Genomic DNA, 26,309 nt, shown 5'->3' with positions numbered 1-26,309 from the left:
ACCACGATGATCCGCGCCCTGCACATTGAAAACTACCGCTCGATTCGCCAGCTCTCGCTCGGGCTGGAACAGCTCAATATCGTTTTTGGGCCGAACGGCACCGGTAAATCGAATATTTACAAGGCGATCCATCTGATGCACAGCGCGGCGCAGGGCCAGTTTTCGCAGGCTCTGGCGAACGAAGGCGGGATTTTAAAGGTGTTCTGGGCCGGGAAAACGCGAAGCGATCAGCTGCGCCGCGTCAATCTGGCGGTGGAAACCGAAACCTACGAGTACGAGCTACAGGTGGGGTTTGTCGAGAAGCTGCCCTATCCTTCACAGTTCCAGCTCGACCCGGTGATCAAAGAAGAGACCCTCTGGCTGAGCGATCACCATCGCCGCCCGTCGTCGCGGCTGATGCAGCGTAAAAACCAGACCGTATTTCTGAACAACATTCACCACGAGAAAGTGACCCACAGCGGCACGCTGTATGAGAACGAATCGGTGTTCGGCCAGTTGGGCGAGCCGCATCTCTATCCTGAGGTGTCGCAGATGCGCGAGTCCCTGCGCAACTGGCGCTTTTACCACGAATTTTCCGTCTCGTCTGGATCGGCGATGCGCGCCCCGCAGGTGGGTTTTCGGTCGCCGGTTTTAGCCAGCGACGGGGCAAACCTCGCGGCAGCGTTCCAGACGATTGTGGAGATTGGCGACGAGCTGCTATTGATGCGGATCCTCGACCAGGCCTTCCCCGGCTGCGTATTTTACAGCGATAACAGCGGGGGACGTTTTCGCATGATGATGCAGCGCGAAGGGTTAAGTCGCCCGCTGGAACCGGCAGAATTCTCGGACGGCACGCTGCGATTCCTGTGCCTGGCCGTCGCACTGCTCAGCCCGCGACCACCCGCGTTTATTGCCCTCAACGAACCGGAAAACAGCCTGCACCCACAGATGCTGCCCGCCCTTGCCAGCCTGATCGCCGAAGCGAGCCACTACTCGCAAATCTGGCTGACCAGCCACTCACCGGAACTGGCCAATTTAATCGAAAAACACCGCTCGTTTTCGCTGTATCAACTGTCGATGGTGGACGGAGAGACAAGGATGGAGCGGCTGGCGATGACTTAATTTAACAATGCGAGACCTTTAGCCTAAAGGGTCCTTACACTCACCCCGCTTTAGACGACAAACCTCACTAAGGCTTAGAGCATGCAAGAAGGCCATTCATCGCTTAAATGGCCTTCTTGAGATCACCAGCCTGGAACCGCGCCGCCGTTAAAGATTTTTTCTGCCGCTTTCGCCACTTCTGGCGACTGGTACGACTGAATAAATTCCTTCACGTTTTCTGCGTCTTTATTCTCTTCGCGGGTTACCACAATATTCACGTAAGGCGAGTTTTTATCTTCGATAAACACGCCGTCATGTACCGGCGACAGCCCGGTTTGCTGGAGGTAAGTGGTGCTGATGATCGCCACATCCACTTTTGGGTCGTCAAGCACGCGCGGCAGCTGCGCACCTTCCAGCTCCATGATGTTCAGCTTTTTCGGGTTAGCGGTAATATCAAGAGCCGTTGGCAGCAGGCCGACGTCGGGTTTAAGCGTAATCAGCTTCTCTTTTTGCAGCAGCAACAGCGCGCGGCCAAGGTTGGTGGGATCGTTTGGAATTGCAACGGTCGCACCATCCTTCAGTTCCGAAACCGATTTGATTTTGCGCGAGTAGCCTGCCATCGGGAAGACAAACGTATTTGCCACCGCGACCAGCTTATAGTTGTGAGCTTTGTTATCTTCCGCCAGGAATGGGCGATGCTGGAAGACGTTCGCATCCAGTTCGCCGTGGTTCGTCGCATCGTTGGGCAGCAGCGAGCCGCTGAAACCGACCAGCTCCACATCCAGCCCGTACTTCTCTTTCGCCACTTTTTTGGCGACTTCCGCCACATCCTGCTCTGCGCCGTTAATCACGCCGACTTTAATATGTTTGGCATCGCTGCCGCTTTGATCACAGCCCGCAAGCAGAACGCCCGCCAGAAGTAATGCACCACATCGAGGTAAAGAGAGTTTCACGAGACAGATCCTTTTGAAAAACGTTTGAACGACTATATCGACAACGAAGCGGTACGCTAAAAACCGAAAAAGAATCAACCAGAAGGAAAAGTTATATATCGGTACTGTCTGAATGGCAGGCCCGGTCACACCGCGCCACCGGGCATCCGCCGTTACAGATCTTTTGCCAGATAGTGCCGCTGCATGCCCTGATAAGGGAAATCCTCCAGCGTCATCTGCAGTGTGTACCCCTTCTTTTCATAAAATGGACGCGCCTGAAAGCTGAACGTATCCACCAGCGCATGGCGGCAGCCCTGGCGGCGGGCTTCTTCTTCGGCGGCATTCATCAGCTGACTCCCCAGCCCGCTACCGCGCGCGTCATTGCTCACCCACAGGTACTGAATATTCAGCCATTCGCCTTTGCGATTGCCGATCAATCCGCCCGTCATCACGCCACTGTCGTCGCGCGCATAAACGGCGATATCGCCTCCGACCGCAGAAAAATCGATATACTGCCGGTTATAGGATCGTAATCCATTCAGGAGTTCTTCTTTATCGGCTTCAGTAATGGTATCCGTAAGGCTCAAGTGCATGTGGTTCTCCTTATTTTCAGCGCAATCTGAATATCGCACACCTTTATCTTCATAAAAACTCCTTATTCTCTCCTTTATTTCTCAGTAGAAATATTCTTTCAATATGAAAATAAAAAAATCGCTTTCCTGTACCTTCCTGAAACGTATAATAACCAAAAATGAGAACGATCATTCTCACTCTCAGCGCGGCGGGAAACGATGAGTACAACGCTTGAAGAACGGCAGAAACTACGGCAGGACGAGATCATCACCGCGGCGCGACGCTGCTTTCGCGCGAGCGGCTTTCACGGTGCCAGCATGTCGCAAATCGCCAGCGAGGCGAAGCTGAGCGTCGGGCAGATCTACCGCTATTTCAGCAATAAAGATGCCATTATCGAAGAGATGATCCGCCGCATTATCGACTACCGCATCGCCGAGATGGAAGGCAAAACCCAGACCGACCGCATGCCGCAGATCCTTGCCTGGCGCCAGACTCTGAGCGAAGACGACGATGCGCTGATGCTGGAAATGTCCGCCGAAGCGACCCGCAATCCACTGGTTGCGGCAATGCTGGTGGAAGCCGACGCGCGCATGTTTGCCAACGCCTGCGAGCACCTGAAAAAACAGTGCCCGCACCTGAGCGACGAGCGCATTCGCTGCTGCGTGGAAATTATCGCCGTGATGATGGAAGGCTCCATCTATCGTCGATTAACCCCACAAAAAGTATCAGCAGAAGAATTAGAAAAAATTTATCGGGAAATACTCAATATGCTTCTCATTGTGAATTAATTAAACCTGAACTCATCACCGGGAAATAGCTATTTCCCGTTTTTTCATTTCCGCGAATCGCGGAGATGCGGCATCGCTGTGCCTTAAAACCTCCTCATCTCGTTAAGCCATTAACGGGACAGGCGTCGTTCACCCTGGAAAAAAGTATGAAAACCCTAACAACCGCCATCGCGGCATTATTTCTCCTGACCGGTTGCGATAATGCACAAATATCCGCGCCAGAAGGCGCACTCCCGCAAGTGGGGATCGTCACCCTCATGAGCCAGCCCGTTCCGGTGGTCAGTGAACTTACCGGGCGGACCAGCGCCGCTCTGAGCGCGGAGGTGCGTCCGCAGGTGGGCGGCATCATCCAGAAGCGGCTGTTTAATGAAGGCGATACGGTGAAAGCCGGGCAGGCTCTGTATCAGATCGATCCGGCCAGTTTCAGGGCGAGCTACGACGAAGCCGCCGCCGCGCTGAAACAGGCCCAGTCGCTGGTGCAGGCTGACTGCCAGAAAGCCAGGCGCTATGCGCAGCTGGTGAAGGACGATGGCGTTTCGCGTCAGGATGCAGAAGATGCACAGGCCACCTGTGCGCAGGACAAGGCCAGCGTCGAATCCAAAAAAGCCGCGCTGGAGAGCGCACGCATCAGCCTGAACTGGACCACTGTCACCGCGCCGATTAGCGGGCGCATCGGTATTTCGTCCGTCACGCCGGGCGCACTGGTGACCGCCCAGCAGGAGACGGCTCTGGCGACCATTCGCGGGCTGGACAGCATGTACGTCGATCTCACCCGTTCGAGCGCCGATCTGCTGCGATTACGCAAGCAAACGCTGTCCACCAACAGCGATACCCTGAGCGTTTCTCTGATCCTCGAAGACGGCAGCACTTACAGCGAAAAGGGCCGTCTGGCCCTGACGGAAGTGGCCGTTGATGAATCCACCGGCTCCGTCACCCTGCGGGCGATTTTCCCCAATCCAAAGCAGCAGCTTCTGCCGGGCATGTTCGTTCGCGCCAACGTGGACGAGGGCATCATGGATGACGCGATTCTGGCACCGCAGCAGGGCATTACCCGCGACGCCAAAGGCAACGCCACCGCGCTGGTTGTGAACGGCAGCAACAAAGTCGAACAGCGCACGCTGCAAACAGGGGAAACCTACGGCGACAAATGGCTGGTGCTGAGCGGGCTGAAAGCGGGCGATAAGCTGATCGTAGAAGGCACCGGAAAAGTAGCCACCGGGCAGGAAGTGAAAGCCGAAGAGATCAAAACCGCCGGAGGAGACGCCTGATGTTTTCCCGTTTCTTCGTGCGTCGCCCGGTGTTTGCGTGGGTGATCGCCATTCTGATTATGCTCGCCGGGATGCTGGCGATCCGCACCCTGCCGGTCGCGCAGTACCCGGACGTTGCGCCGCCGTCGGTGAAAATCTCCGCCACCTACACGGGGGCCTCCGCCCAGACCCTGGAAAACAGCGTCACCCAGGTGATTGAGCAGCAGCTGACGGGCCTGGATAACCTGCTCTATTTCACCTCCACCAGCAGCTCCGACGGCTCTGTAAGCATCAACGTCACCTTTGAACAGGGTACCGACCCGGATACCGCCCAGGTGCAGGTGCAAAACAAAGTTCAGCAGGCCGAATCGCGCCTGCCGAGCGAAGTACAGCAGTCGGGCATCACGGTAGTGAAATCCCAGAGCAACTTCCTGTTGATCATGGGCGTGTACGACAAAACCGACAAAGCCAGCAGTTCAGATATTGCCGACTGGCTGGTGAGTAACGTGCAGGACCCGCTGGCGCGCGTGGAAGGCGTGGGCAGTTTGCAGGTGTTTGGCGCGGAGTACGCGATGCGCATCTGGCTCGATCCGGCGAAGCTGGCCTCGTACGCGCTGATGCCGTCCGACGTACAAACGGCGATTGAAGCGCAGAACGTGCAGGTCTCTGCCGGGAAAATTGGCGCGCTGCCGTCGTCGAATGCACAGCAATTGACGGCCACCGTACGCGCCCAGTCGCGCCTGCAAACCGTCGATCAATTTAAAAATATCATCATCAAGAGCCAGTCCAACGGCTCGGTGGTGCGCATCGGCGATGTCGCCCGCGTTGAGATGGGCAGCGAAGATTACACCGCTACTGCGAAGCTGAACGGCCACCCGGCGGCTGGCGTGGCGGTGATGCTCTCGCCTGGGGCTAACGCCCTAAGTACCGCGACCGCAGTGAAAGAAAAAATCGCCGAGTTCAAACGCGCGATGCCGGAAGGCTATGACGTCGCCTACCCGAAAGACAGCACCGAGTTCATCAAAATCTCCGTTGAGGATGTGATTCAGACGCTGTTCGAAGCCATCGTGCTGGTGGTGGTGGTGATGTATCTGTTCCTGCAAAACGTCCGCGCCACGCTGATCCCGGCGCTGGCGGTGCCGGTGGTGCTGCTCGGCACCTTCGGCGTGCTGGCGCTGTTCGGCTACTCCATCAATACATTGACCCTGTTCGCGATGGTACTGGCCATCGGCCTGCTGGTGGATGACGCCATCGTGGTGGTGGAAAACGTCGAACGTATTATGCGTGACGAGGGCCTGCCCGCCCGCGAAGCGACCGAAAAATCGATGGGTGAAATCTCCGGCGCACTGGTGGCGATTGCACTCGTGCTCTCGGCAGTGTTCCTGCCGATGGCGTTCTTCGGCGGCTCAACGGGGGTGATTTACCGTCAGTTCTCCGTGACCATTATCTCGGCGATGATCCTCTCGGTGGTGGTGGCGCTTACGCTCACCCCGGCCCTGTGCGGCACGGTTCTCAACCACACACCGCCGCACAAGAAAGGCTTTTTCGGCGCCTTTAACCGCTTTTACAGCAGAACAGAAAGTGGCTATCAGCACCGTGTCCTGCGCGTGTTACGCCGCTCCGGCAGCATGATGGCGATTTTCGTCGTCCTGTGCGGCGCAATGGCCCTGACCATGTGGAAACTGCCAGGCAGCTTCCTGCCGACGGAAGATCAGGGCGAAATCATGGTGCAGTACACCCTCCCCGCAGGCGCGACCGCCGTGCGCACCGCCGAGGTGAGCCGCAAGGTCACCGACTGGTTCCTCAGCGAAGAGAAAGACAACACCAATGTGATTTTCACCGTTGAGGGCTTTAGCTTTAGCGGCAGCGGTCAGAACGCCGGGATGGCGTTTGTGTCGCTGAAAAACTGGTCCGAACGTAAGGGCAGCGAAAACACCGCACAGGCGATTGCCCTGCGCGCCAGCAAAGAGCTGGGCGGCATTCGTGATGCCACCGTGTTCGCCATGACGCCGCCGTCCGTGGACGGTCTCGGCCAGAGCAACGGCTTTACCTTTGAGCTGATGGCGACGGGCAATACGGATCGCGATACCTTGCTGGCGTTTCGTAATCAGCTGATTGGTGAGGCGAATAAAAACGCGTCGCTGCAGGCGGTGCGCGCCAACGATCTGCCACAGATGCCGCAGCTGCAGGTCGATATCGACAACAACAAAGCCGTTTCCCTTGGCCTCGCGTTGAGCGATGTCACCAGCACCCTCTCCAGCGCCTGGGGCGGAACCTACGTGAACGATTTTATCGACCGTGGCCGCGTCAAAAAGGTCTATATCCAGGGCGATAGCGATTACCGCGCCGCGCCGTCGGATCTCAACAAATGGTACGTGCGCGGCAGCGATGACAGCATGACGCCGTTCTCTGCCTTCGCCACCACCCGCTGGGAATACGGCCCGGAAAGCCTGGTGCGCTACAACGGCTCTGCTGCGTATGAAATTCAGGGTGAGAACGCCAGCGGCTCCAGCTCTGGCAGCGCGATGACCACCATGGAACAGCTGGCAAACAAACTGCCCGCTGGCACCACCTGGGCGTGGAGCGGCCTGTCGTTGCAGGAAAAACTGGCCAGCGGCCAGGCGATGAGCCTTTACGCCCTGTCGATTCTGGTGGTGTTTCTGTGCCTGGCGGCGCTGTACGAGAGCTGGTCGGTGCCAATCTCGGTGATCATGGTCATTCCGCTTGGCGTGCTCGGTGCGGCGCTGGCCGCGACGATGCGCGGTCTGAACAACGACGTTTACTTCCAGGTGGCGCTGCTGACCACCATCGGCCTGTCGTCGAAAAACGCCATTCTGATTGTCGAGTTTGCCGAAGCCAAAGTGGCGGAAGGGTACTCCCTGACGCGCGCCGCCCTGCGCGCCGCCCAGACCCGCTTGCGCCCAATCATCATGACCTCGCTGGCGTTTATCGCAGGGGTCACGCCGCTGGCGGTCGCGACCGGCGCGGGCGCCAACAGCCGCGTGGCAATCGGCACCGGCATCATCGGCGGAACGCTTGCGGCAACGCTGCTGGCGATTTTCTTTGTCCCGTTATTCTTTGTACTGGTGAAGCGTCTGTTCTCCGGTAAGCACGCAAACCGGAGGTAATCATGTTTCGTGTTTCTGTTTTAGTGTTGGCGCTGATGAGCGCAGGCTGTGTCTCACTGGACCCGACCTATCAGCGCCCGGATGCGCCCGTCCCGGCGACGCTGCCGGGCAGCCACGGCGAGGCCAGCGCGGTCGTCAGCCAGTGGCAGCAGGTGGTGAACGATGCGCGGTTAAAAAGCGTGGTGACGATGGCGCTTAACAGCAACCGCGACGTGCAAAAAGCGATTGCCGATATCGACGCCGCCCGCGCCCAGTATGGCGAAACGCGCTCGTCCCTGTTCCCGACGGTCGATGCTGAGCTGAGCCATACCCGCAGCCGGACGCTGGCCGGTGGCGTCACCACCAGCGACGAAGCCAACGGCGCGGTGTCGAGCTTTGAGCTGGACCTGTTTGGCCGCAACCAGAGCCTCTCCCGCGCCGCGCGGGAAACCTGGCTCGCCAGCGAATTCACGGCGCAGAATACACGCCTGACGATGATTAGCGAGCTGACCACCGCATGGCTGACGCTGGCGGCGGATAACAGCAATCTGGCGCTGGCGAAATCCACCATGGAAAGCGCAGCCAATTCGCTGAAAATCGTGAAACGCCAGCAGGAAGTGGGCGTGGTGGCGGCGACGGATACCAGCGAAGCGATGGCGGTGTATCAGCAGGCGCGCGCCAGCGTGGCGAGTTATCAGACGCTGGTCGCGCAGGATAAAAACGCCCTTAATCTGCTGGCGGGCGATACGGTGCCAGACGCGCTGCTGCCGGGCACGCTGGAGAGTCTGAGCGACAACGCCATCACCCTGATCCCGGCGGGTGTCAGCTCCAGCGCGCTGCTGCGCCGCCCGGATATTCAGGAAGCCGAGCACAATCTGCTTAGCGCCAACGCCAGTATTGGCGCGGCGCGTGCGAATTTCTTCCCGACCATTTCCCTGACCGCCAGCGCCGGGGTTGGCAGCGATTCGTTGTCATCCCTGTTCAGCCACGGCCTCAAAGTGTGGTCGTTCGCACCGTCGATCACCCTGCCGCTGTTCAGCGGCGGGAGCAATCTGGCGCAGCTGCGCTATGCCGAAGCGGAGAAAAAGGGGCTGATCGCTACCTACGAAAAGACCATTCAGAGCGCGTTCAAAGACGTTGCCGACGCGCTTGCGCGGCGGGAAACGCTCAGCGAGCAGCTGGACGCCCAGCGGGAATACGTCGCGGCGGAGCAGAAAACGCTGGATGTGGCGACGCGCAGCTATCAGGCGGGTGCGGGGGATTATCTGACGGTACTGACCGCGCGGCGGTCTCTGTGGTCGGCGCAGACGTCGCTGATCGCCCTGCAACAGACGGACTTCACCAACCGCGTAACCCTCTGGCAATCGCTCGGCGGTGGCATCCAATAAATCTTTTGCCGGGCGCTGATGCCCGGCAAAAACTCCAGCTACGCTTAAAACGTCTCATACCTGTGTCTGTCCAGAATCATACTTTCGGCTTGAATCGCTTTGATGAATGTAACGATATATTTCAGAGAACAATGCGCGTTTTATTCCGGGGGTTTCAATGAAAGCTGCTCATCTGTTTTGTCTGGTCATCTGTTTGCTTTTCGCCGCCTTCGTCCACGCCAGGGAGACGCAAGACCCGGTAAAAACGGAGAAAATCCGCCAGGCCGTGATGAAAGATATCAAGAAAGTGTGCTCGCCTCAGGGCAAGCAGACGGACAAAGAGTGGCAGGCGATGATCATGTCATCCGAGGCTAACAAGCTGCTGGTGAAAAACGCCGTGCTGGCGATGGAGCGCGACAACCTGGATAACTACTGGGAAGCCGTCGGCAAAGTGGACTGCATGGAGGATTACTAAGCGTGAAGCGTGCTTCACGCTTTTTTTTGATTAGCGTTTGCGCATATCCGGGATAATCAGATCCCCGCGCAAGACGTAAGAGCCGAGCATCTGCGTTTTCTCATTCAGCCACGCCACAATCCGCGCCGCCATCGCATCCATGGAGTATTCGATGGCCGGAATGGTCGGAATTCCCGGAAGATGCAGCGATCCGGCGAGACTAAAGACCATGATGTCTTCCGGAACCGACTTATTAAACGCCTGCAATTGCGGGATCACGCGCTGCGCTTCCTGCTCATCCGCCACCAGCAACGCGTTGAAATTCAACGTGGTCGCGTTATTCAGTAGTTCCTGCAACGCCACGGACGACGAAGTGGCGTCCATAAACACCAGATTGCGGTTAAACGGCAGGAAGTTTTTCTCCAGCGCGTGTTTGTACCCGAGCAGCACCTGATCGGCAAAACCGCTGCCCTGTGGCTGAATTAAGGCAATCTGCCGACGGCCCTGGCTGGTGAGGTAGTTACAGGCGGTTTCGGCGGCAAAGGCGTGGTCAAACTGGATGCTGTTGGCGTTATCGGACTCCATGCAGTCCACCAGGATGACGTTATCCTGATCGATATGCAGCGGGAAACGCGCCCCGATAATCAGGATGTCGTCGCAAAGGCCGCAGGAGAGTTCATCGAGCGCGTTGAGCACCTCGCTTTTGGTGTTCGCGAAGCGCAGCAGCAGATGTTTTTGGTGCTGACTGAGCTGTTTTTCCAGCGCGTAAAGATACCCGGTGGTCTGGTTGATATTATCCTGCGCACAGATCACGCCGATACAGCCGGTGGACTGGCTCAACAGCGATTGCGCTATGACGTTGGGCCGATAGTTCAGCTCATCCACCGCTTTCAGTACGGCCTCACGGCTGGCTTCCTTCACGCCGCGCGACCCGCTCAACACCCGTGACACCGTGGCTTTGGACACCCCGGCCAGACGTGATACATCGTTGATTGTAGACATCATATTCCCCTGTCAGGACCCACGTAGCCCTGTAATTCCTGTTACCGCTTCGGCTCACATTATAGCCAATCCGGAGTATATCCGTTTCCGTTTACCATGGAAATCGATTTTCCGTTTCCACTCAATTTGATGTCAAAAACGCCAAATTTTGTGACCCACATCGTGATAACAAGCCCCATAAGCTGCGGATCTTGATGGTTATCACACTTCTGGGGTTTATAAATGGAAACCGGTTTCCATATGATATCCAATCATCCCCGCAATAACTTTTTACACTTTGAGGATGGTTGTCGATGTTCAAGATTATGCTGTGCTGCTCTGCCGGGATGTCCACCAGCCTGCTGGTGAGGAAAATGGTTGAAGTGGCAGAAGAACGCGGAGTTCCGGTCACGATTGATGCATACGGCGTGTCCGAATTTGACACGCAGTTTCCGCAATACCAGGTCGTTCTTCTCGGACCGCAAGTGAAATACATGTTAAAGACACTGGCAGACAAGGCCGCTACGCAGGGTATTCCGGTACAAGCCATCGACATGATGGACTACGGTATGCAGCGTGGTGATAAGGTACTGGACTATGCTCTGTCGCTCATCGAAGCGGCACACTAAGAAGGTGTTCTCATGAGTTCGTTATATCAATCAATGGTTGCCGTTATTGAGCAGTCCATTACCCCGCTGGCGGCAAAGCTCGGACAGCAAAAGTATGTGATTGCGATCCGTGACGGGTTTACCGCCGCCCTGCCGTTTATGATCATCGGCTCGTTTATGCTGGTGTTCATCTTCCCGCCGTTCTCGGCGGATACCACCAACAGTTTTGCCCGCGGCTGGCTCGATTTCTCCCAGACCTACCGCGAACAGCTGATGCTGCCGTTTAACCTCAGCATGGGCGTGATGACCTTCTTTATCTCGGTGGGGATCGGCGCGAGCCTGGGTCGCCAGTTTAATCTCGATCCGGTGATGTCCGGCCTGCTGGCGTTTATGGCGTTTCTGCTGGTGGCGGCCCCCTATGCCGACGGCAAAATCTCCACGCAGTATTTGTCCGGTCAGGGGATTTTCACCGCCCTGATTACCGCCATCTACTCCACCCGCGTTTACGCGTGGCTGAAGGAGAACAAAGTCACCATTCGCCTGCCGAAAGAAGTCCCGACTGGCGTGGCGCGCTCCTTTGAGATTCTGATTCCGGTGATGGTGGTGATCGGCACGCTGCACCCGCTGAACCTGTTCATCGAAGCGCAAACCGGGATGATTATCCCGCAGGCGATTATGCATCTGCTGGAGCCGCTGGTGTCCGCCTCTGACTCCCTGCCGGCGATTCTGCTCTCCGTGCTGCTGTGCCAGATCTTCTGGTTCGCGGGCATCCACGGCTCGCTGATTGTCACCGGCATCATGAACCCGTTCTGGATGGCGAACCTGTCGGCAAACCAGGCAGCACTGGCGGCGGGCGCAGCGCTTCCGCACGTCTATCTGCAGGGCTTCTGGGATCACTATCTGCTGATCGGCGGCGTTGGCTCGACCTTACCGCTGGCCTTCCTGCTGCTGCGCAGCCGCGTGACGCATCTGCGCACCATCGGCAAAATGGGCGTGGTGCCGAGCTTCTTTAACATCAACGAACCGATTCTGTTCGGTGCGCCGATCATCATGAACCCGATGCTGTTTATCCCGTTTGTGTTCGTGCCGCTGGTGAACGCCTGTCTGGCCTACGCCGCGACCAAACTCGGCTGGCTGGCGCAGGTGGTATCCCTGACGCCGTGGACCACCCCGGCACCCATCGGTGCCTCGTGGGCCGCAAACTGGGCGTTCAGTCCGGTAGTGATGTGCGTAATTTGTATGGTGATGTCAGCCCTGATGTATCTGCCGTTCCTGCGCGCCTATGAGCGCTCTTTGATGAAAACCGAAGAGCAAAAAGCCCAGGCAACCGTCGGTACTGCTGAAGCTGCACGTTAATAACGTCAAAGAGGAAGCATTATGAAATATTCATTTCCCGATAACTTTTGGTGGGGCAGCGCAAGCTCCGCGCTGCAAACCGAAGGGGAAAGCCTGGGCGGCGGCAAAGGAGTGACCACCTGGGATCACTGGTTCGCCAATGAGCCAAACCGTTTCCATCAGGGCGTGGGGCCGCAGGATACCTCAGCCTTTTATCAGAACTGGAAATCGGACATTCAGCTGCTGAAACAGCTGAACCATAACAGCTTTCGCACCTCGATTAGCTGGGCGCGCCTGATCCCCGACGGTGTCGGTGAAGTGAATCCGCAGGCGGTGGAATTCTACAATCAGGTGTTCGATGAACTGCTTGAGCAGGGCATTACGCCGTTCATCACCCTGTTCCACTTCGACATGCCGATGGCGATGCAGGAGATCGGCGGCTGGGAAAACCGTGACGTCGTGGCGGCGTACGCCCGCTACGCGCAGATCTGCTTCGAGCTGTTCGGCGATCGCGTGCTGCACTGGTTTACCTTTAACGAGCCGATTGTCCCGGTGGAAGGCGGTTATCTGTACGATTTCCACTATCCCAACGTGGTGGATTTCCGTCGCGCGGCGACCGTGGCGTACCACACGGTGCTGGCCCATGCGCAGGCGGTGCGCGCCTTCCGCGCCGGGCATCATGCGGGGGAGATCGGCATCGTGCTCAACCTGACGCCGTCCTATCCGCGCTCGCAGAATCCGCAGGATCTGAAAGCCGCGCATTATGCGGATCTGATGTTTAACCGCAGCTTCCTCGATCCGGTTCTGCGCGGGGAATATCCGGCGGATCTGGTGGCGCTGCTGAAAGCCTACGATCAGCTGCCTGCCTGTCAGCCCGAAGACAGCGCGCTGATTGCCGAAGGAACCATCGACCTGCTGGGCATCAACTACTATCAGCCGCGCCGCGTGAAGTGTCGCGACAGCGCGGTGAACCCTCAGGCGCCGTTTATGCCGGAGTGGTTCTTTGATAATTACGAGATGCCAGGGCGCAAAATGAACCCGTACCGCGGCTGGGAAATCTACGAGCCGGGTATTTACGATATTCTCGTTAATCTGCGTGAGAATTACGGCAACCCGCGCTGTTTTATTTCTGAAAACGGCATGGGCGTCGAAAACGAGCAGCGTTTTATTGAAAACGGTCAGATTAACGATCAATACCGTATCGACTTTATTTCTGAGCACCTTAAATGGGTTCACAAAGGAATTAGCGAAGGCGCAAATTGTCTTGGTTACCATATGTGGACATTTATTGATAACTGGTCATGGTGTAATGCGTATAAAAACCGCTACGGATTTATTCAGCTGGATTTAGCCACGCAGAAACGCACCATTAAGAAAAGCGGGGAGTGGTTCGCCGCCACCTCGTTAAATAATAGTTTTGATAAAGAGTAATGAATGATGATCGCATTAGAAGATGCCGTAATGGAAATTATCGTCAACGCCGGTCAGTCGCGTAGCCTGTGCTTTGAAGCCCTGCACGCGGCCCGGCAGGGCAACCTTGACGAAGCCAAAAGCCTGCTGCGCGAAGCCGATGGCTACGCGCGCCAGGCGCACCATATGCAGACCAAACTCATCGAACAGGACGCGGGCGAAGCCCGCCAGCCGATGACTTTAATTATGGTGCATGCCCAGGATCATTTAATGAATTCACTGTTGGCCCGTGAATTGTCCGAAGAGATTATCCATCTCTACCAGAGATAATAAAGGGAGATATCGTTACGCTAAATTAAACCCTCTGTACCTATAAAAATATAAATCAACTTTTTCTGATGATAGCGACATATTCTGTCAGATCGGAATGGGATGGTTATTGTCTGAATAAAATTTAAATTAATAGAGATGACAATGAATATCATAAAAAAACTTCCATTAACAATGGCGGTTATCGCCGCGCTTTGCCCAATTTCTGTGCTCGCACAAGAATTCACGCAGGAGCAAATTGACGCCATTGTCGCCAAAGCGGTGGATAAAGCCCTGACAGAACGTCAGGCAAAAATGGATGCGGCAGTCGCGAAAAAAGCGGACGTGGTGACGGAACCCCAAAGCGCCGCGCAGTCGCCGGATCTGGCGATTCCCTTTGGCATTAAATTTACCGGCTACGCCCGCTACGGCGCACACTTCCAGGCCGCCGACCAGAAATATGTGGCGGTCGATGGCTCGTATAACGGCGGCTCGGCGATTGGTCGTCTGGGTAACGAAGGCAACGGCGGTGAATTCCAGCTCTCTAAAGCGTTCAAAGGCGATAACGGCGCGATTTGGGACATCAACGTGATGATCGACCACTGGGGCGACGAAGTGAACCTGAAAAAAGCCTACGCGGGGGTGACCAACATTATGTCATCAAACCCGAACGCCTATTTCTGGGCCGGTCGAGACTTCCACCAGCGTCCACAGCAGGGCATCAACGACTACTTCTGGATGAACCACGATGGCCAGGGCGCCGGGGTGAAAAACTTCGACATCGGCGGCGTGCAGTTTGACGTGGCAACCGTTGCGGCGGTGGAGTCCTGTAATCCGGAAGTGGAAAACGACGGCTCTAACCCATCGCGCATCTCCTGTACCGGCGGCTCCGGCACCGGCGATAAAGGCAACTACGCGGCCACCTCCAAAATCCACGGCATGAAAATCGGGCCGCTGGATCTGGAACTGTACGCCAACTACGGTTTCGACTCGAAAGCCATCGAGAGCGACGATCGTCTGAACGCCTGGCAGGGTGGCGTGGTGCTGAGCCACACCAACGACAGCGGCGTGAACAAAGTGATCGCCCGTTACTCGGATAACTCAGACAACAGCGTGTTCAATAAAACCGAAGACCTGACCACGGTTTACGCCAGCTTCGAAGGGCTGCATAAATTCACCCAGCAGACGCAGGTGGAGTACATCCTCGCCTTCCACGATTACGACAACAGCCGTGACAGCACCGACAATCGCAAAAACTACAACGCGATTGTGCGCCCAATGCACTGGTGGAACGACGTTCACTCCACCTGGCTGGAAGCGGGCTGGCAGCACGTTGACTACGATAACGGCGGTGATAACAAAGGCTGGAAGCTGACCCTGTCGCAGAACATGTCTATCGCCATGGGCCCCGAGTTCCGCCCGATGCTGCGCTTCTACGTGACCGGCGGCAAGGTGGATAATGAACGTACCGCCCGCGTGAACGGCACCGACGACCAGACGCTCGACGATTTCAACGTCGGCGCAATGTGGGAAGCCTGGTTCTAAGGTAAAAGCAAAACGGCAACGCCCGTTGCCGTTTTCGTGTTTTCCCCTCTCCCTTTCGGGAGAGGGCGGAGCGAGGGCACCAGACCGCACCACCCGGCATTGCTCCCATGATATGCTAGAAAAAAACGAGCATGCAGGGGAGAACATGGGTTCCACAAAAAGAGGGATGCTGAATGTCCTGATCGCCGCCGTGTTATGGGGCAGTTCAGGGGTTTGCGCGCAGTACATTATGGAGAAGAGTCAGATTTCCTCGCCTTATCTGACCATGATTCGTCTGCTGTTCACCGGCGTGATTTTACTGACGCTCTCTTTCGTCCACGGCGACAAGATTTTCTCAGTCATCAAACATCGCAAAGACGCCATCAGCCTGCTGATTTTCTCACTGGTTGGCGCGCTCACGGTCCAGCTCACGTTCCTGCTGACGATTGAAAAATCCAACGCCGCTACCGCGACTGTCCTGCAATTTCTCTCCCCGACCATTATCGTGGCGTGGTTCGCGCTGGCGCGGAAAAAACGGCCTGGGATATTTGTCCTCTCGGCAATTTTGACCTCCCTGATTGGCACGTTTTTACTGGTGACGCACGGCGATCCGACATCGCTGTCGATCTCCCCTGCGGCGCTGTTCTTTGGCATCGCCTCGGCCTTCGCCGCCGCGTTTTACACCACCTATCCCTCAACGCTTATCGCCCGCTACGGCACGCTGCCGATTGTCGGCTGGAGTATGTTGCTGGCAGGGCTGATGCTGACGCCGTTCTACGCCGGGCGCGGCACCACCTTCGTGATTGATGGCAGCCTGCTGCTGGCCTTTTTCTATCTGGTGGTGATCGGCACCGCGCTGACCTTCAGCTTGTATCTGAAAGGCGCGCAGATGATTGGCGGGCCGAAAGCGAGCATTCTGAGCTGCGCCGAACCGCTGAGCAGCGCGTTGCTGTCGGTGCTGCTGTTAGGGGTGGCGTTTACGCTGCCGGACTGGCTGGGGACGTTGTTGATTGTGTCGTCGGTGGTACTGATTTCGATGGATTCACGCAGACGCGTTCAGGCTTCGGTGTAACCCGATATCCTCACCCGAAAGGGTGAGGATATGCCAGACTTACTGCGCCTTGACCTTCCCCGCCACCAGCAGTGCCGTCAGCAGCATCAGCGTGCCAGACAATACCAGCGGCGACAGCAGCCCCAGATTATCCAGCGCATAGCCGCCAATCGCCGCGCCGCAGGTGTTCGCCAGCTGAATCACTGCCACCTGAATCGACCCGGCTTTTTCCGCCTGATCGGCAAGGGAACGGGTGATCCACGTTGACCAACCCACCGGCACCAGCGCAAAAGCAAAGCCCCAGATAATCGCAATGGCCGACGCCACCCACTTGTCACTTCCCCACAAAATCAGCACTACGGCGCTGACTGCCAGCACCAGCGGTGCACCTGCCAGGGCGAATTTAAGAGAGCGCTTCAGGAACTGCGCCGACAGGGATGTGCCGACAAAACTCGCAATACCAAAACTCAGCAGTACCAGCGTCAGGCCATCCACATCAAAACCGGCCATAGTCATAAATACCGGACGGATATAGGTGAAAAAGGCAAACTGCCCGGCGAACGCCATAAAGATGGCGGTCATCCCCGCCAGCACACCGGGGCGTTTCAGCAGGCTGAACATATTCTGCTTATGATGCGCCGCTTCGCCCGGCAGGGACGGCAGTGCCTTCCACACCCAGAAAATGCACAGAATGCCCATGATCGCCGCGCCGTTAAAGACGTTACGCCAGCCGATAATGCCGCCCAAAAAACTGCCCAGCGGTGCGGCAATCACCAGTGCAATCGAGACGGCGCCGAAAATCACCGAGAGCGCTTTCGGCACTTTGCGCGCGGGCACCAGACGCATGGTCAGCGAAGCCGACATTGCCCAGAATCCACCCAGCCCCAGCCCCAGACAGGCGCGGCCCAGCAGCAGCAGGGTAAAGTTATCGGCAAAGGAGACCAGCACGCAGGAGAGCGTGAGCAGAACAGCAAACAGAATCACCACTTTGCGGCGGTCGATGGTGCCGATTATCTGGGTGATAAACAGGCTGGAGAACATGGCGACAAACGCCGTGACGGTGACGGACTGGCCCGCCACCCCTTCGGAAATCCCCAGATCCTGCGCCATCGGCGTCAGCAGGCTGACCGGCAGAAACTCCACGGTAATCAGGCAGGCGACGCAAAACGCCACGGAGAAAACCGCCGACCAGTTTGGTCGCAGGACCTCACTGGTATGGGCTGTGGGCGTGGAGTGGATCTGTTCTGTCATGGCGTCACCTGAGGATAAAACTGCGGGAAAGTCGCGCAGTTTATCATCAAAACTGTAACGGATTTAACGTTTTGACAACTTTTGTTGAAATCTGACCTTCACCGACAGACAGCCAGCATGGGGCTCAGTGCAGGAAAAAAACGCCCTCTTCAGGCAGGAACAGGCGGTTGTAGCGCAGCTGAAAAGCGTTGAACTCCTGCGGATCGGGGTCTATTTCGCGCATAAATCCCAGCGCCAGGCGGATCTGCGCGTCGGTAATCGGCGCGGCAAGACGCGCTTTTCGCAGTAGTCGATGCCAGGTATGCAGATTCTCTTCGCTGCCGTCGACGATGCAGACCTGCCAGATCAGCAGCACCTGCGCGGCATTTTGCAGATGGGCTTCGTCCGGGCGCTCCAGGTAGCGGATAAACTCAGTGCCTGCGGCTTTACCACACTGGTCAATCATCGACTCCAGCGGAACGGGCGTAATTCCTAAGCGTTCGCTCAGTCGTTTGATCGCCCGACGCGAATCAGACGTCAGAATGCGAAACCCGACAACAAACACCACAACCAGGGTGGCCAGCATTATCCAGACCATGCGTTCTCCTTAATAATAGCCGCTCATGATATCGGGAAACGCGCCGTTGTCGACAGCGTAAAACATGCTGAAAGGGATCGGAAAAACAGGGGCGGGAATGAAAAAAGCCCGGCACGTAGCCGGGCAAAAAGTTACCTGCACAATTACTCAAGCCATTAAGCCGCTTTCAGTCGTTGAATGCGTTTTTCACGGCGAATTTTGCGTTCTTCCATCACGGCGACCATCGCCATCAGGCAGATACAGGCGATAGCTGCGGCGTCCAGCGCGGCGAAGGTGCCCGCCCAACCGGTCAGGCCGAAGATCGGCGTGCCGTCGGCGATCATCCCGAGACCCAGTTTGGCGAAGCTGTCGCCGATCAAATAGGCGAAGGTGCCTTTAATCCCATCGGCAGCGCCGATCGCTTTTTTCGGCACAAATCCGACGGCCGCGACGCCAATCAGCAGCTGCGGGCCAAACACCAGGAAACCGAGCGCAAACAGGGAGGCGAGATAGACGTACTGGTTGCTGGCGTGCTGATACACACCCAGCGTAGCGATAATCAATGCCAGCGCAACGCAGGCCACCAGCGCCCGACGACCGTTAGCCAGATCCGACAGCCAGCCCCACAGCAGCGTTCCCACCAGCGCGCCCACTTCAAACAGGGTAAAGCCCTGGATCGCCACCTCTTTGGAGAGTTTCAGCTCCTGGAAGGCGTACACGGTTGACCACTGGTCGATGCCGATGCGCACTACGTACAGGAAGATGTTGGAGAAACAGAGCAGCCAGATGACTTTGTTTTTCAGCACATACTCAACAAAGATCTGCCATTTGGTCATCGACTCGTCTTCAGCGTCTTTGTCTTCTTCACTCAGCTCTTCGCCAAACAGCTCCTCCGCTTTGCCCAGACCGTAGGATTCCGGGGAGTCGCTGCCGTAGCGCAGGCCGATAAAGCCAACAATCAGCGCGATAATGGACGGGAAGATGAACATGCCGATCACATGGCCGTCGAACAGGGCATTCGCCCCGAACAATGCCACGCCTGCCGCACCCGCCCCGCCGAGGTTATGGGAGATGTTCCACATACCAAGATAAGTGCCGCGCTTGCGGCGTGGCGTCCACTTGGTGATGGTGGAATAGCTGCACGACCCGCCGGTGCTCTGGAAGAAACCGCTCAGGGCGTAGAAGGCGATCATCATAAACAGGCTGACGGAGCCTGCGCCCATGCTGGCGCTAAAGCCGAGCATACAGATGGCGGAGAGGATCAGCATAAACGGCAGGAACTGCTTGGTGTTTTTACCATCGGCGTAGTACGAAACCAGGGTTTTCCCCACCCCGTAGGTGATGGAGAAACCGAGGCCGATCATCCCCAGCTGCGTCATGCTCAGCCCGTAGGTGGAGATCATGTCGTTCTGGGCGATGTTGAAGTTTTTGCGGATCAGGTACATGGTCAGGTAGCCGATGAACACCACCAGATAGGACTGCATGAACGGCTTGAACCACATTTTGCGCCGCATCTCGAGCGGCAGATCCAGGGTCGGCTTGCGCACCTGGTTTAGAAAGGCCAGCATCAAAAACTCCTGATATGAATACCTGCGAATGGCAGGCATTGTAAAAATCAGCAGTCGCATTGGCCTGAGACAGCGTCCAGGCGAAACCGGGAAAATTTCCTAGTTTTGCCCCACTCGGGGCAAAAAGGTGAGGCGCATCACGCTTCGTTGACCTCACGCGGGGCCTGAGCGTTCAAAAACGGCAACAGCAGCAGGGCGGAAATCCCCGCCGCGATAGCGATCACCGCGAAAAAGCCGCTCCAGTGCCAGATGTCGATGACCCGCGCCAATGGCCAGCCGGACAGGGACGCGCCAAGATAGGCAAACAGGCCGACAAAACCGGTCGCCGCCCCCGCCGCCTCTTTGTGCGAGCACTCCGCTGCCGCCATGCCGATCAGCATTTGCGGGCCGAAAACGAAGAATCCGGTGGTGAAGAAGCACGCCGCCTGCATTACGTAGCTGGCAAAAGGCATCAGCCACAGCGAGCCAACGGAGAGCAAAATCCCGGCGGCGAAAATCAGGTTCATCGGGCCACGGTTGCCGTTAAACAGTTTGTCCGAGCCCCAGCCCGCCACCAGCGCGCCGATAAATCCCCCCAGCTCAAACATGGTCACCGCCGAGTTGGCGGTCACCAGATCGACGCCGAGCGTCTCGGACATATACAGATTTCCCCAGTCGTTGATCGCCGCACGCACCACGTACACCAGCACATAGCACAGGGACAGCAGCCAGATATACGGGTTCAGCAGCACATATTTGGTGAGGATCTCTTTGCGCGTCAGCCCCGCCCCTTCCTGCTGCTGGGCGATCTCCATCTCATCGTGCCGCCAGTCGCCCACCGGCGGCAGGCCGACGGTTTGCGGGCGGTCGCGCAGACGCCAGCAGAGAAACAGCCCGGCGAAAATCGCCAGGGTTCCGGCGATCATCATCCCGGCGCGCCAGCCGTAGTGCAGCGCCGCCGCTCCCACCACGATGGGGATCAGCGCCCCGCCGACGTTATGGGCTGTGTTCCAGATTGCCCACCAGCCGCCGCGCTCGTTGCGGGAGAACCAGGCGGTGAGCAGACGCGCGCAGACGGGCGCGCCCCAGCCCTGGAAAAAGGCGTTTAGCGCCCACAGCAGGGCGAAGGCCCACAGGGAGGTGGAGAAACCAAACAGGATATTGACCACTCCGGTTGCGATAAGCCCCATCCCCATAAAGTAACGGGCGTTCGAGCGGTCGCTGACGATGCCGGAGAAGAATTTCGACAGACCGTAGGTGATGTAAAACAGCGTCGCCAGCAGGCCGATGTCCGTGCGCGTCATCACGCCGCTGGCGAGGATTTCGGGCGCAGCGGCGTTAAAACTTTTGCGGGTGAAATAGAACAGCGCATAGCCCAGCCAGATGGTGGTCAGAATATGGCGTCGCCAGTAGCGGTAACGCGCATCTCTTTCGCGTTTATCGCCAATGGGTGCGGCATTCACTGGCGTTTTCAGAAAGGTAAACATGGTCGGTCCTTACGTATAACGCAGCGGCAAATTCACGCTGACGCGCGTGCCGTGGGTACAGGAGATCGTCAACGTTCCGCCGAGCGCCGTGACGCGCTCGCGCATTCCGGCCAGGCCAAACCCCTGCTGCCCGGAGCCAGGCGGCAGACCGCAGCCGTCGTCTTCGAGAACCAGCATCAGGCGCTCGTCCTGCTGCCAGCCCTGGAGCGTCACCGCGCTGGCACTGGCGTGTTTGACGATATTGTTCAGCCCCTCCTGACAGACGCGGAACAGGGTGACGCGCTGGCTTTCGCTCAGGAGTGTCTCGTCGATAGCCCAGTCGAGATGGCTGACGATCCCGCGATCTTCCAGCTCCATCTCACGCATCAGGGAACGCACCGCCTGCTCAAGGGATAAATCATCTAACTGGCGTGGACGCAGGCGTCCCAGCAGCCGTCGCACGGAATCGTACACCCCGAGAGAGAGCTGCTCGATGTGCGCGCCGCCCTGCCGGACGCCGGGATTTTCCGGAGCCAGCCGCTGAACGATACCCGCCTGAGTGCGGATGGCCGTGATGGTCTGGCCGATATCATCGTGCAGTTCGCGCGCCACTTCCTGCCGCACATTTTCTTCGGTTTCCAGTAACCGCTCCGCCAGGCGTCGATTGCGGGCCAACTCGTTTTGCAGCGACTGGTTTAGCTCGCGCAGACGCTGTATACCCGCGCCCAGCAGTAGCCCGGTCAGGCTTTGCGCCAGCAGCGAAAGGAGTAAATCAACGGGATGATCGTGCCACGTCTGGCTGGCAATCAGCGCGATGGCGTTCATCAGGGTGGCGATTAGCGCCCCCTGCCAGCCATAATGCCAGGCCAGCGCGATAATCGGCAGCGCCAGACAAAACGGCGTAAAGCGGGAGAGTTCCGCAGGCAGACCCAGTTGCAGCCACAGGCTGACCACAAACAGCAGCAGATACCAGATAAGGTGCCGCGCGCGCCAGTTTACCGGCTGGGAGACCAGCGCCGGACCGAGCGGCTGCCAGACAGTGCTGGTGAGGTAGTGCCAGATGACAAGGCACGTGGGTGCAAGCGTCAGGCCGCCGGTCAGCGTCAGCAGGAGCGCCGTCAGGGTGTCGGGTTTGCCGATCCACGGCAGGGATTGCAGCAGCGCAGCGGCAATCAGCGCCGCCCCCTGACGCAGCAGCGTGCGCCAGTCGCGCTGATGGCGGTAGCGGGAAATCAGCGCCACCGGCAGCAGCGTCAGTACGCCCCCGATCATCAATAAGGGGAGATGCGCCAGTGCCACTTCCTGCGCCAGCCAGACCAGCATGATCCACTCGGCCCCCAGCAAAACCGGCCAGTAGCCGCGCGGACATTGCAGCATCAGCCCCAGACGCAGGCCAAACGGGAACAGCAGCACCGCCAGCTCCGGGCGCTCGACCAGATGGAGGCTGATACTCCACAGACAAAACCAGGCGGCAGAGAAGATAAAAAAGCTGGCGACGACGGAGACCAGCCGCGAGAAGTACGGGCTCATTGCCAGCCGTCAAACATGCGGCGGGCCAGCTCGACATCGTTACTGACGCCGAGTTTTTCCATCAGATTGGCGCGATGAACGTGAACGGTTTTGGGCGACAGGCCCAGCTCGACGGCAATCTCTTTCACCGCCATCCCCTGAGCAAGCTTTTCCGCCACCTGACGCTCGCGTTTTGTCAGCGGGTCCTGGCGTCCGGCGGCCAGTTTAATGGCGATATCCGGCGTGAGGTAACATCCACCCGTCGCGACGGTGCGCACGGCGGAAATGAGTTCGTCGGGGCTACAACGTTTGGAGAGAAACCCGCGCGCGCCGGCGTTGAGCGCCTGTTCTACCAGCGCCGGGCTGTCGTGAACAGAGAGCATAATGGTCGCCATTCCTTTCGGCAGCTGGCTGAGCAGCTCAAGCCCGGAGAGATCCGGCATCGAGATATCGCAAATGCAGACCTGCACGCCCCGCCCCGGTAATCCGGCCAGCGCCTCGCGGCCTGAACCGAATTCAGCCACGACCTGAAAATCTGCCTCCAGGCTCAGCAACTGGGCAAAACCGGAGCGGACGATAAGGTGATCGTCGATAAGGGCAATGGTGGTCATGTGGCATTCCTGGCGGATAAAAAACGCGCTTACCTTAACGATAAGCGCGTTGCCGTTCAAGCCTTGAGCGATTTACTCAAAAAACACCGCAATTTTATTGAACATGGTCGGATCGGACTGGTTGCGGACCACTTGGGTGACATCTTCCAGTTTGTCGATTTGGGCAATCATCTGTTCGAGGCGCTGATCGTCATTCACGAGGAGCCAGATGCGGCTATGATCGCTGCCCTGAATCGGCAGACAAAGAATGCCTTCCACGTTAAATGCGCGGCGCGCGAACAGGCCGCAGACGTGAGTCATGACGCCAGGATGGTTGCGGACGGTGAGTTCGAGAATGACGTTATCATATTGTTTCTGCATGGCTTATTCTCCCACCATCTCAGTATTCGCCGCACCCGGCGGGACCATTGGATACACTTTTTGTTCAGGATCGATGCGCACGTGAATCAGCGCCGGGCCAGGGCGGGAAATCGCCTCCTGCAGGGCGGCTTGCGCGTCCTCGGCGGCGTTCAGATCGCAGGTGTGCAGGCCAAAACCGGCCGCAATCTGCATAAAGTTGATCATCCCCGGGTAGGTCGCCGCAAACACGCCCTGCTTGTAGAACAGGCTCTGCTGCTGATGCACCAGCCCCAGCGCTTCGTTGTTCATCAGAATGATTTTCACATCCAGCTGGTTTTCAGCCGCCGTCGCCATCTCCTGAATGTTCATCATCAGGCTGCCGTCACCGGAGAAGCAAATCACCTTCCGATCCGGATTCGCCAGCGCAGCGCCCACGGCGGCGGGCAGGCCAAAGCCCATGGTGCCTAAGCCGCCGGACGTCAGCCACTGACGCGGACGGTTCAGCGGGTAAGCCTGGGCGGTCCACATCTGATGCTGGCCGACGTCGGTGGTGATAATAGCGCTGTCGTCCACGCAGGAGGCGACGGCGTTAATCAGACCGTAGTGGCTCAGCGGGTCGCCTTCGGTCGGGATGGCGCTCGGGAACTCCTGCTGCAGCTGGGCAACCAAATCGCACCACTCGGCATTGTCGGTGGCGTGGGTTTGGGGGATTAACTGGGCCAGCACCTCGCCCACATCGCCCTGAATCGCCACATGTGGCTGCTTGATTTTGCCAAGCTCAGCGCGATCGATATCCACGTGAATGATTTTCGCGTTCGGGCAGAACTGCTCAGTTTTACCAATCGCCCGGTCATCAAAACGCGCGCCGAGAACGATCAGTAAATCAGACTCTTGCAAAATAAAGTTGGTGCTGCGCGCGCCGTGCATCCCCAGCATGCCCAGCGACAGCGGGTGCGCTTTCGGCAGCATTCCCAGCGCCATTAAGGTCATGGTGGTCGGCAGATTGGCTTTTTCGGCAAATTCACGCACCTGTTCAGCGGCGTTGATCGCCCCGCCGCCCAGATAGAGCACTGGCCGCTTCGCAGCGTTGATCATCGCGGCGGCGTCCTGCACGCTCTGGGCGCTGAATTCCGGTGCGGGGGCACGGCCACCCGGCTCCGGGAAGGTTTCGATGTCGATTTCAGCGGTTTGTACGTCCTTAGGAATGTCTATCCACACCGGGCCTGGGCGGCCGGATTGCGCAATGCGGAACGCATCGCTGATCACCTGAGGTAACTCGGCGATGTCGCGAACTAAATAGTTATGCTTGGTGATGGGGATAGAAATACCGTAGGTATCGACTTCCTGAAACGCATCGGTGCCGATCATCGACGAAGGAACCTGGCCGGTAATACAGATCAGCGGAATGGAGTCGAGGCGCGCGTCGGCAATCGCCGTGACCAGATTGGTGGCACCCGGCCCGCTACAGGCCATACAGACCGCAGGTTTGCCCTGCGTACGCGCCATGCCCTGGGCGATAAAGCCTGCGCCCTGCTCGTGGCGCGCCAGAACGTGGCGGATTTGCGTGCTTTGACTTAACGCGTCATACAGCGGCAGGACCGTACCGCCCGGGATCCCCGAAACGATGCTGATACCCTGACGTTCCAGTAAGTGAACGATTAATTGCGCGCCCGTAAAACGCGTCTTGCCTGATGTTGTGCCCGAACTTGCCATGCTCCAGTCCTTTTGTTCTGAGCCGACTTTCCGGGAGGTTTAAACTAAAAACCCCGCCGGTTTGCGCCGGCGGGGTTTTGGATTCGTGTGTTGATCCAGTCCCTACGGCGCATTGCCGACGACCACCACCACACGTACGACGACCACTGCGGCAGGTTGCGCAGTTTTTAGTAGGGTCGACGCCATCATGGAAGTTGTCATTGAGGACCTGTGTTTAGAATCATTGATAGAATTTATACAAACACAGGATTCGGTGCCTGACAATGGAAATATTTTCATCCACCCAAATTTGCGTCAGGGATCACGTTTCGTTTGTAAGAGAAATAAAAACAAAAAACCCCGCCGGAGCGAGGTTTTTTTTCAGGGTTTGCGGTTGGTTTCCGCGAACACACTGTGTTACGTCAACGCAAGAAGTATACGCGATCGGCCACGAACGCGCAATTTTAGCTCTCTTTTTTGACGAATATGAGTATGGATCAGCCTACCGAATTTGTCGACAAAATACTGTTCATGCATCCAGTGTTTATCTATACTGAGTTTGTTCGCAGTGC

General features: G+C 57.5%; 24 protein-coding genes. 12 read left to right on the top strand and 12 right to left on the bottom strand.

What is annotated here, in order from left to right; all coding sequences use genetic code 11:
* Positions 1-6: 6 nt before the first annotated feature.
* Positions 7-1,101, top strand: a complete 1,095-nt coding sequence (locus ABIE11_RS16405) for an AAA family ATPase (protein WP_102105098.1) — start codon at positions 7-9, stop codon at positions 1,099-1,101.
* Between the two features lie 122 nt (positions 1,102-1,223).
* On the opposite strand, the gene nlpA is transcribed toward ABIE11_RS16405, so the two are convergent.
* A complete protein-coding gene (gene nlpA, locus ABIE11_RS16400; protein WP_100778235.1) occupies positions 1,224-2,033 on the bottom strand; it encodes a lipoprotein NlpA in 810 nt (269 codons plus the stop codon).
* 152 nt (positions 2,034-2,185) lie between these two features.
* On the bottom strand, positions 2,186-2,605 hold the full coding sequence (locus ABIE11_RS16395) for a GNAT family N-acetyltransferase (protein WP_429184884.1): 420 nt from the start codon (positions 2,603-2,605) through the stop codon (positions 2,186-2,188).
* 198 nt (positions 2,606-2,803) lie between these two features.
* Here ABIE11_RS16395 and ABIE11_RS16390 point away from each other — a divergent pair, with 198 nt between their 5' ends.
* The 5 genes from ABIE11_RS16390 to ABIE11_RS16370 all read left to right on the top strand — a co-directional run bounded on the left by ABIE11_RS16390 (position 2,804) and on the right by ABIE11_RS16370 (position 9,569).
* Positions 2,804-3,373, top strand: a complete 570-nt coding sequence (locus ABIE11_RS16390; protein ID WP_102105101.1) for a TetR/AcrR family transcriptional regulator — start codon at positions 2,804-2,806, stop codon at positions 3,371-3,373.
* Positions 3,374-3,519: 146 nt separating this feature from the next.
* The gene (locus ABIE11_RS16385) at positions 3,520-4,641 is read left to right on the top strand and encodes an efflux RND transporter periplasmic adaptor subunit (protein ID WP_429184883.1); all 1,122 of its coding nucleotides are present in this window, start codon (positions 3,520-3,522) and stop codon (positions 4,639-4,641) included.
* Positions 4,641-7,748: an efflux RND transporter permease subunit gene (locus ABIE11_RS16380; protein ID WP_429184882.1), complete on the top strand. Its 3,108-nt coding sequence runs from the start codon at positions 4,641-4,643 to the stop codon at positions 7,746-7,748. Before ABIE11_RS16385 ends, ABIE11_RS16380 begins: the two co-directional genes overlap by 1 nt.
* Positions 7,749-7,750: 2 nt before the next feature.
* Positions 7,751-9,115: an efflux transporter outer membrane subunit gene (locus ABIE11_RS16375; RefSeq protein WP_429184881.1), complete on the top strand. Its 1,365-nt coding sequence runs from the start codon at positions 7,751-7,753 to the stop codon at positions 9,113-9,115.
* 157 nt (positions 9,116-9,272) lie between these two features.
* Entirely contained in the window at positions 9,273-9,569 is a 297-nt protein-coding gene (locus ABIE11_RS16370) for a YicS family protein (protein ID WP_100778241.1), read from the top strand.
* Between the two features lie 30 nt (positions 9,570-9,599).
* Here the strand turns inward: ABIE11_RS16370 and ABIE11_RS16365 are convergent, their stop codons facing one another.
* Positions 9,600-10,550: a LacI family DNA-binding transcriptional regulator gene (locus ABIE11_RS16365; RefSeq protein ID WP_100778242.1), complete on the bottom strand. Its 951-nt coding sequence runs from the start codon at positions 10,548-10,550 to the stop codon at positions 9,600-9,602.
* 293 nt (positions 10,551-10,843) lie between these two features.
* Here ABIE11_RS16365 and ABIE11_RS16360 point away from each other — a divergent pair, with 293 nt between their 5' ends.
* From ABIE11_RS16360 to ABIE11_RS16335, 6 genes are all read left to right on the top strand, one after another.
* Positions 10,844-11,158: a PTS sugar transporter subunit IIB gene (locus tag ABIE11_RS16360; protein ID WP_102105105.1), complete on the top strand. Its 315-nt coding sequence runs from the start codon at positions 10,844-10,846 to the stop codon at positions 11,156-11,158.
* A 12-nt stretch (positions 11,159-11,170) separates the two neighbouring features.
* Positions 11,171-12,493 carry a PTS sugar transporter subunit IIC gene (locus ABIE11_RS16355; RefSeq protein ID WP_100778244.1) on the top strand — a complete coding sequence of 441 codons (1,323 nt, stop codon included), beginning with the start codon at positions 11,171-11,173 and terminating at the stop codon, positions 12,491-12,493.
* 21 nt (positions 12,494-12,514) lie between these two features.
* On the top strand, positions 12,515-13,903 hold the full coding sequence (locus ABIE11_RS16350) for a glycoside hydrolase family 1 protein (RefSeq protein ID WP_100778245.1): 1,389 nt from the start codon (positions 12,515-12,517) through the stop codon (positions 13,901-13,903).
* 6 nt (positions 13,904-13,909) lie between these two features.
* A complete protein-coding gene (locus ABIE11_RS16345; protein ID WP_142503674.1) occupies positions 13,910-14,212 on the top strand; it encodes a PTS lactose/cellobiose transporter subunit IIA in 303 nt (100 codons plus the stop codon).
* 144 nt (positions 14,213-14,356) lie between these two features.
* On the top strand, positions 14,357-15,736 hold the full coding sequence (locus ABIE11_RS16340) for a carbohydrate porin (protein WP_100778246.1): 1,380 nt from the start codon (positions 14,357-14,359) through the stop codon (positions 15,734-15,736).
* A 145-nt stretch (positions 15,737-15,881) separates the two neighbouring features.
* Positions 15,882-16,787 carry an EamA family transporter gene (locus tag ABIE11_RS16335; RefSeq protein WP_100778247.1) on the top strand — a complete coding sequence of 302 codons (906 nt, stop codon included), beginning with the start codon at positions 15,882-15,884 and terminating at the stop codon, positions 16,785-16,787.
* Between the two features lie 39 nt (positions 16,788-16,826).
* Here ABIE11_RS16335 and nepI read toward each other — a convergent pair whose 3' ends face one another.
* The 9 genes from nepI to ivbL form a co-directional block, all read right to left on the bottom strand.
* Entirely contained in the window at positions 16,827-18,017 is a 1,191-nt protein-coding gene (nepI, locus tag ABIE11_RS16330; RefSeq protein ID WP_429184880.1) for a purine ribonucleoside efflux pump NepI, read from the bottom strand.
* A 124-nt stretch (positions 18,018-18,141) separates the two neighbouring features.
* The gene (locus tag ABIE11_RS16325) at positions 18,142-18,594 is read right to left on the bottom strand and encodes a DUF1198 domain-containing protein (RefSeq protein ID WP_429184879.1); all 453 of its coding nucleotides are present in this window, start codon (positions 18,592-18,594) and stop codon (positions 18,142-18,144) included.
* 155 nt (positions 18,595-18,749) lie between these two features.
* Positions 18,750-20,141 (bottom strand): hexose-6-phosphate:phosphate antiporter, encoded by a 1,392-nt coding sequence (uhpT, locus tag ABIE11_RS16320; RefSeq protein WP_429184878.1) that lies wholly within the window; start codon positions 20,139-20,141, stop codon positions 18,750-18,752.
* A 137-nt stretch (positions 20,142-20,278) separates the two neighbouring features.
* Complete coding sequence (locus ABIE11_RS16315) at positions 20,279-21,607, bottom strand: MFS transporter (RefSeq protein WP_420171551.1); 1,329 nt, start codon at positions 21,605-21,607, stop codon at positions 20,279-20,281.
* Positions 21,608-21,616: 9 nt separating this feature from the next.
* A complete protein-coding gene (gene uhpB / locus ABIE11_RS16310) occupies positions 21,617-23,116 on the bottom strand; it encodes a signal transduction histidine-protein kinase/phosphatase UhpB (RefSeq protein ID WP_100778252.1) in 1,500 nt (499 codons plus the stop codon).
* Positions 23,113-23,706, bottom strand: coding sequence for a transcriptional regulator UhpA (gene uhpA / locus ABIE11_RS16305; RefSeq protein WP_095280027.1), 594 nt, complete (start codon positions 23,704-23,706; stop codon positions 23,113-23,115). Before uhpA ends, uhpB begins: the two co-directional genes overlap by 4 nt.
* 72 nt (positions 23,707-23,778) lie before the next feature.
* Positions 23,779-24,066, bottom strand: coding sequence for an acetolactate synthase small subunit (gene ilvN, locus ABIE11_RS16300; RefSeq protein ID WP_100778253.1), 288 nt, complete (start codon positions 24,064-24,066; stop codon positions 23,779-23,781).
* A gap of 3 nt (positions 24,067-24,069) precedes the next feature.
* Positions 24,070-25,758 (bottom strand): acetolactate synthase large subunit, encoded by a 1,689-nt coding sequence (ilvB, locus tag ABIE11_RS16295; RefSeq protein WP_100778254.1) that lies wholly within the window; start codon positions 25,756-25,758, stop codon positions 24,070-24,072.
* A gap of 102 nt (positions 25,759-25,860) precedes the next feature.
* Positions 25,861-25,959 (bottom strand): ilvB operon leader peptide IvbL, encoded by a 99-nt coding sequence (gene ivbL / locus ABIE11_RS16290; protein ID WP_100778255.1) that lies wholly within the window; start codon positions 25,957-25,959, stop codon positions 25,861-25,863.
* Positions 25,960-26,309 lie beyond the last annotated feature (350 nt).

Origin of the sequence: Lelliottia sp. 489 (assembly GCF_050435885.1) — a bacterium.
GTDB lineage: Bacteria > Pseudomonadota > Gammaproteobacteria > Enterobacterales > Enterobacteriaceae > Enterobacter > Enterobacter nimipressuralis.
The sequence above is the reverse complement of the archived record's forward strand: the minus strand, read 5'-3'. Positions and strand labels throughout refer to the sequence as shown.

Excerpts from the sequence above, each read along its gene's own strand:
- ABIE11_RS16405 (WP_102105098.1), top strand. The coding sequence starts at position 7 with ATGATCCGCGCCCTGCACATTGAAAACTACCGCTCGATTCGCCAGCTC.
- ABIE11_RS16395 (WP_429184884.1), bottom strand. The coding sequence starts at position 2,605 with ATGCACTTGAGCCTTACGGATACCATTACTGAAGCCGATAAAGAAGAA.
- ABIE11_RS16390 (WP_102105101.1), top strand. The coding sequence starts at position 2,804 with ATGAGTACAACGCTTGAAGAACGGCAGAAACTACGGCAGGACGAGATC.
- ABIE11_RS16385 (WP_429184883.1), top strand. The coding sequence starts at position 3,520 with ATGAAAACCCTAACAACCGCCATCGCGGCATTATTTCTCCTGACCGGT.
- ABIE11_RS16380 (WP_429184882.1), top strand. The coding sequence starts at position 4,641 with ATGTTTTCCCGTTTCTTCGTGCGTCGCCCGGTGTTTGCGTGGGTGATC.
- ABIE11_RS16375 (WP_429184881.1), top strand. The coding sequence starts at position 7,751 with ATGTTTCGTGTTTCTGTTTTAGTGTTGGCGCTGATGAGCGCAGGCTGT.
- ABIE11_RS16370 (WP_100778241.1), top strand. The coding sequence starts at position 9,273 with ATGAAAGCTGCTCATCTGTTTTGTCTGGTCATCTGTTTGCTTTTCGCC.
- ABIE11_RS16365 (WP_100778242.1), bottom strand. The coding sequence starts at position 10,550 with ATGTCTACAATCAACGATGTATCACGTCTGGCCGGGGTGTCCAAAGCC.
- ABIE11_RS16360 (WP_102105105.1), top strand. The coding sequence starts at position 10,844 with ATGTTCAAGATTATGCTGTGCTGCTCTGCCGGGATGTCCACCAGCCTG.
- ABIE11_RS16355 (WP_100778244.1), top strand. The coding sequence starts at position 11,171 with ATGAGTTCGTTATATCAATCAATGGTTGCCGTTATTGAGCAGTCCATT.
- ABIE11_RS16350 (WP_100778245.1), top strand. The coding sequence starts at position 12,515 with ATGAAATATTCATTTCCCGATAACTTTTGGTGGGGCAGCGCAAGCTCC.
- ABIE11_RS16345 (WP_142503674.1), top strand. The coding sequence starts at position 13,910 with ATGATCGCATTAGAAGATGCCGTAATGGAAATTATCGTCAACGCCGGT.
- ABIE11_RS16340 (WP_100778246.1), top strand. The coding sequence starts at position 14,357 with ATGAATATCATAAAAAAACTTCCATTAACAATGGCGGTTATCGCCGCG.
- ABIE11_RS16335 (WP_100778247.1), top strand. The coding sequence starts at position 15,882 with ATGGGTTCCACAAAAAGAGGGATGCTGAATGTCCTGATCGCCGCCGTG.
- nepI (WP_429184880.1), bottom strand. The coding sequence starts at position 18,017 with ATGACAGAACAGATCCACTCCACGCCCACAGCCCATACCAGTGAGGTC.
- ABIE11_RS16325 (WP_429184879.1), bottom strand. The coding sequence starts at position 18,594 with ATGGTCTGGATAATGCTGGCCACCCTGGTTGTGGTGTTTGTTGTCGGG.
- uhpT (WP_429184878.1), bottom strand. The coding sequence starts at position 20,141 with ATGCTGGCCTTTCTAAACCAGGTGCGCAAGCCGACCCTGGATCTGCCG.
- ABIE11_RS16315 (WP_420171551.1), bottom strand. The coding sequence starts at position 21,607 with ATGTTTACCTTTCTGAAAACGCCAGTGAATGCCGCACCCATTGGCGAT.
- uhpB (WP_100778252.1), bottom strand. The coding sequence starts at position 23,116 with ATGAGCCCGTACTTCTCGCGGCTGGTCTCCGTCGTCGCCAGCTTTTTT.
- uhpA (WP_095280027.1), bottom strand. The coding sequence starts at position 23,706 with ATGACCACCATTGCCCTTATCGACGATCACCTTATCGTCCGCTCCGGT.
- ilvN (WP_100778253.1), bottom strand. The coding sequence starts at position 24,066 with ATGCAGAAACAATATGATAACGTCATTCTCGAACTCACCGTCCGCAAC.
- ilvB (WP_100778254.1), bottom strand. The coding sequence starts at position 25,758 with ATGGCAAGTTCGGGCACAACATCAGGCAAGACGCGTTTTACGGGCGCG.
- ivbL (WP_100778255.1), bottom strand. The coding sequence starts at position 25,959 with ATGACAACTTCCATGATGGCGTCGACCCTACTAAAAACTGCGCAACCT.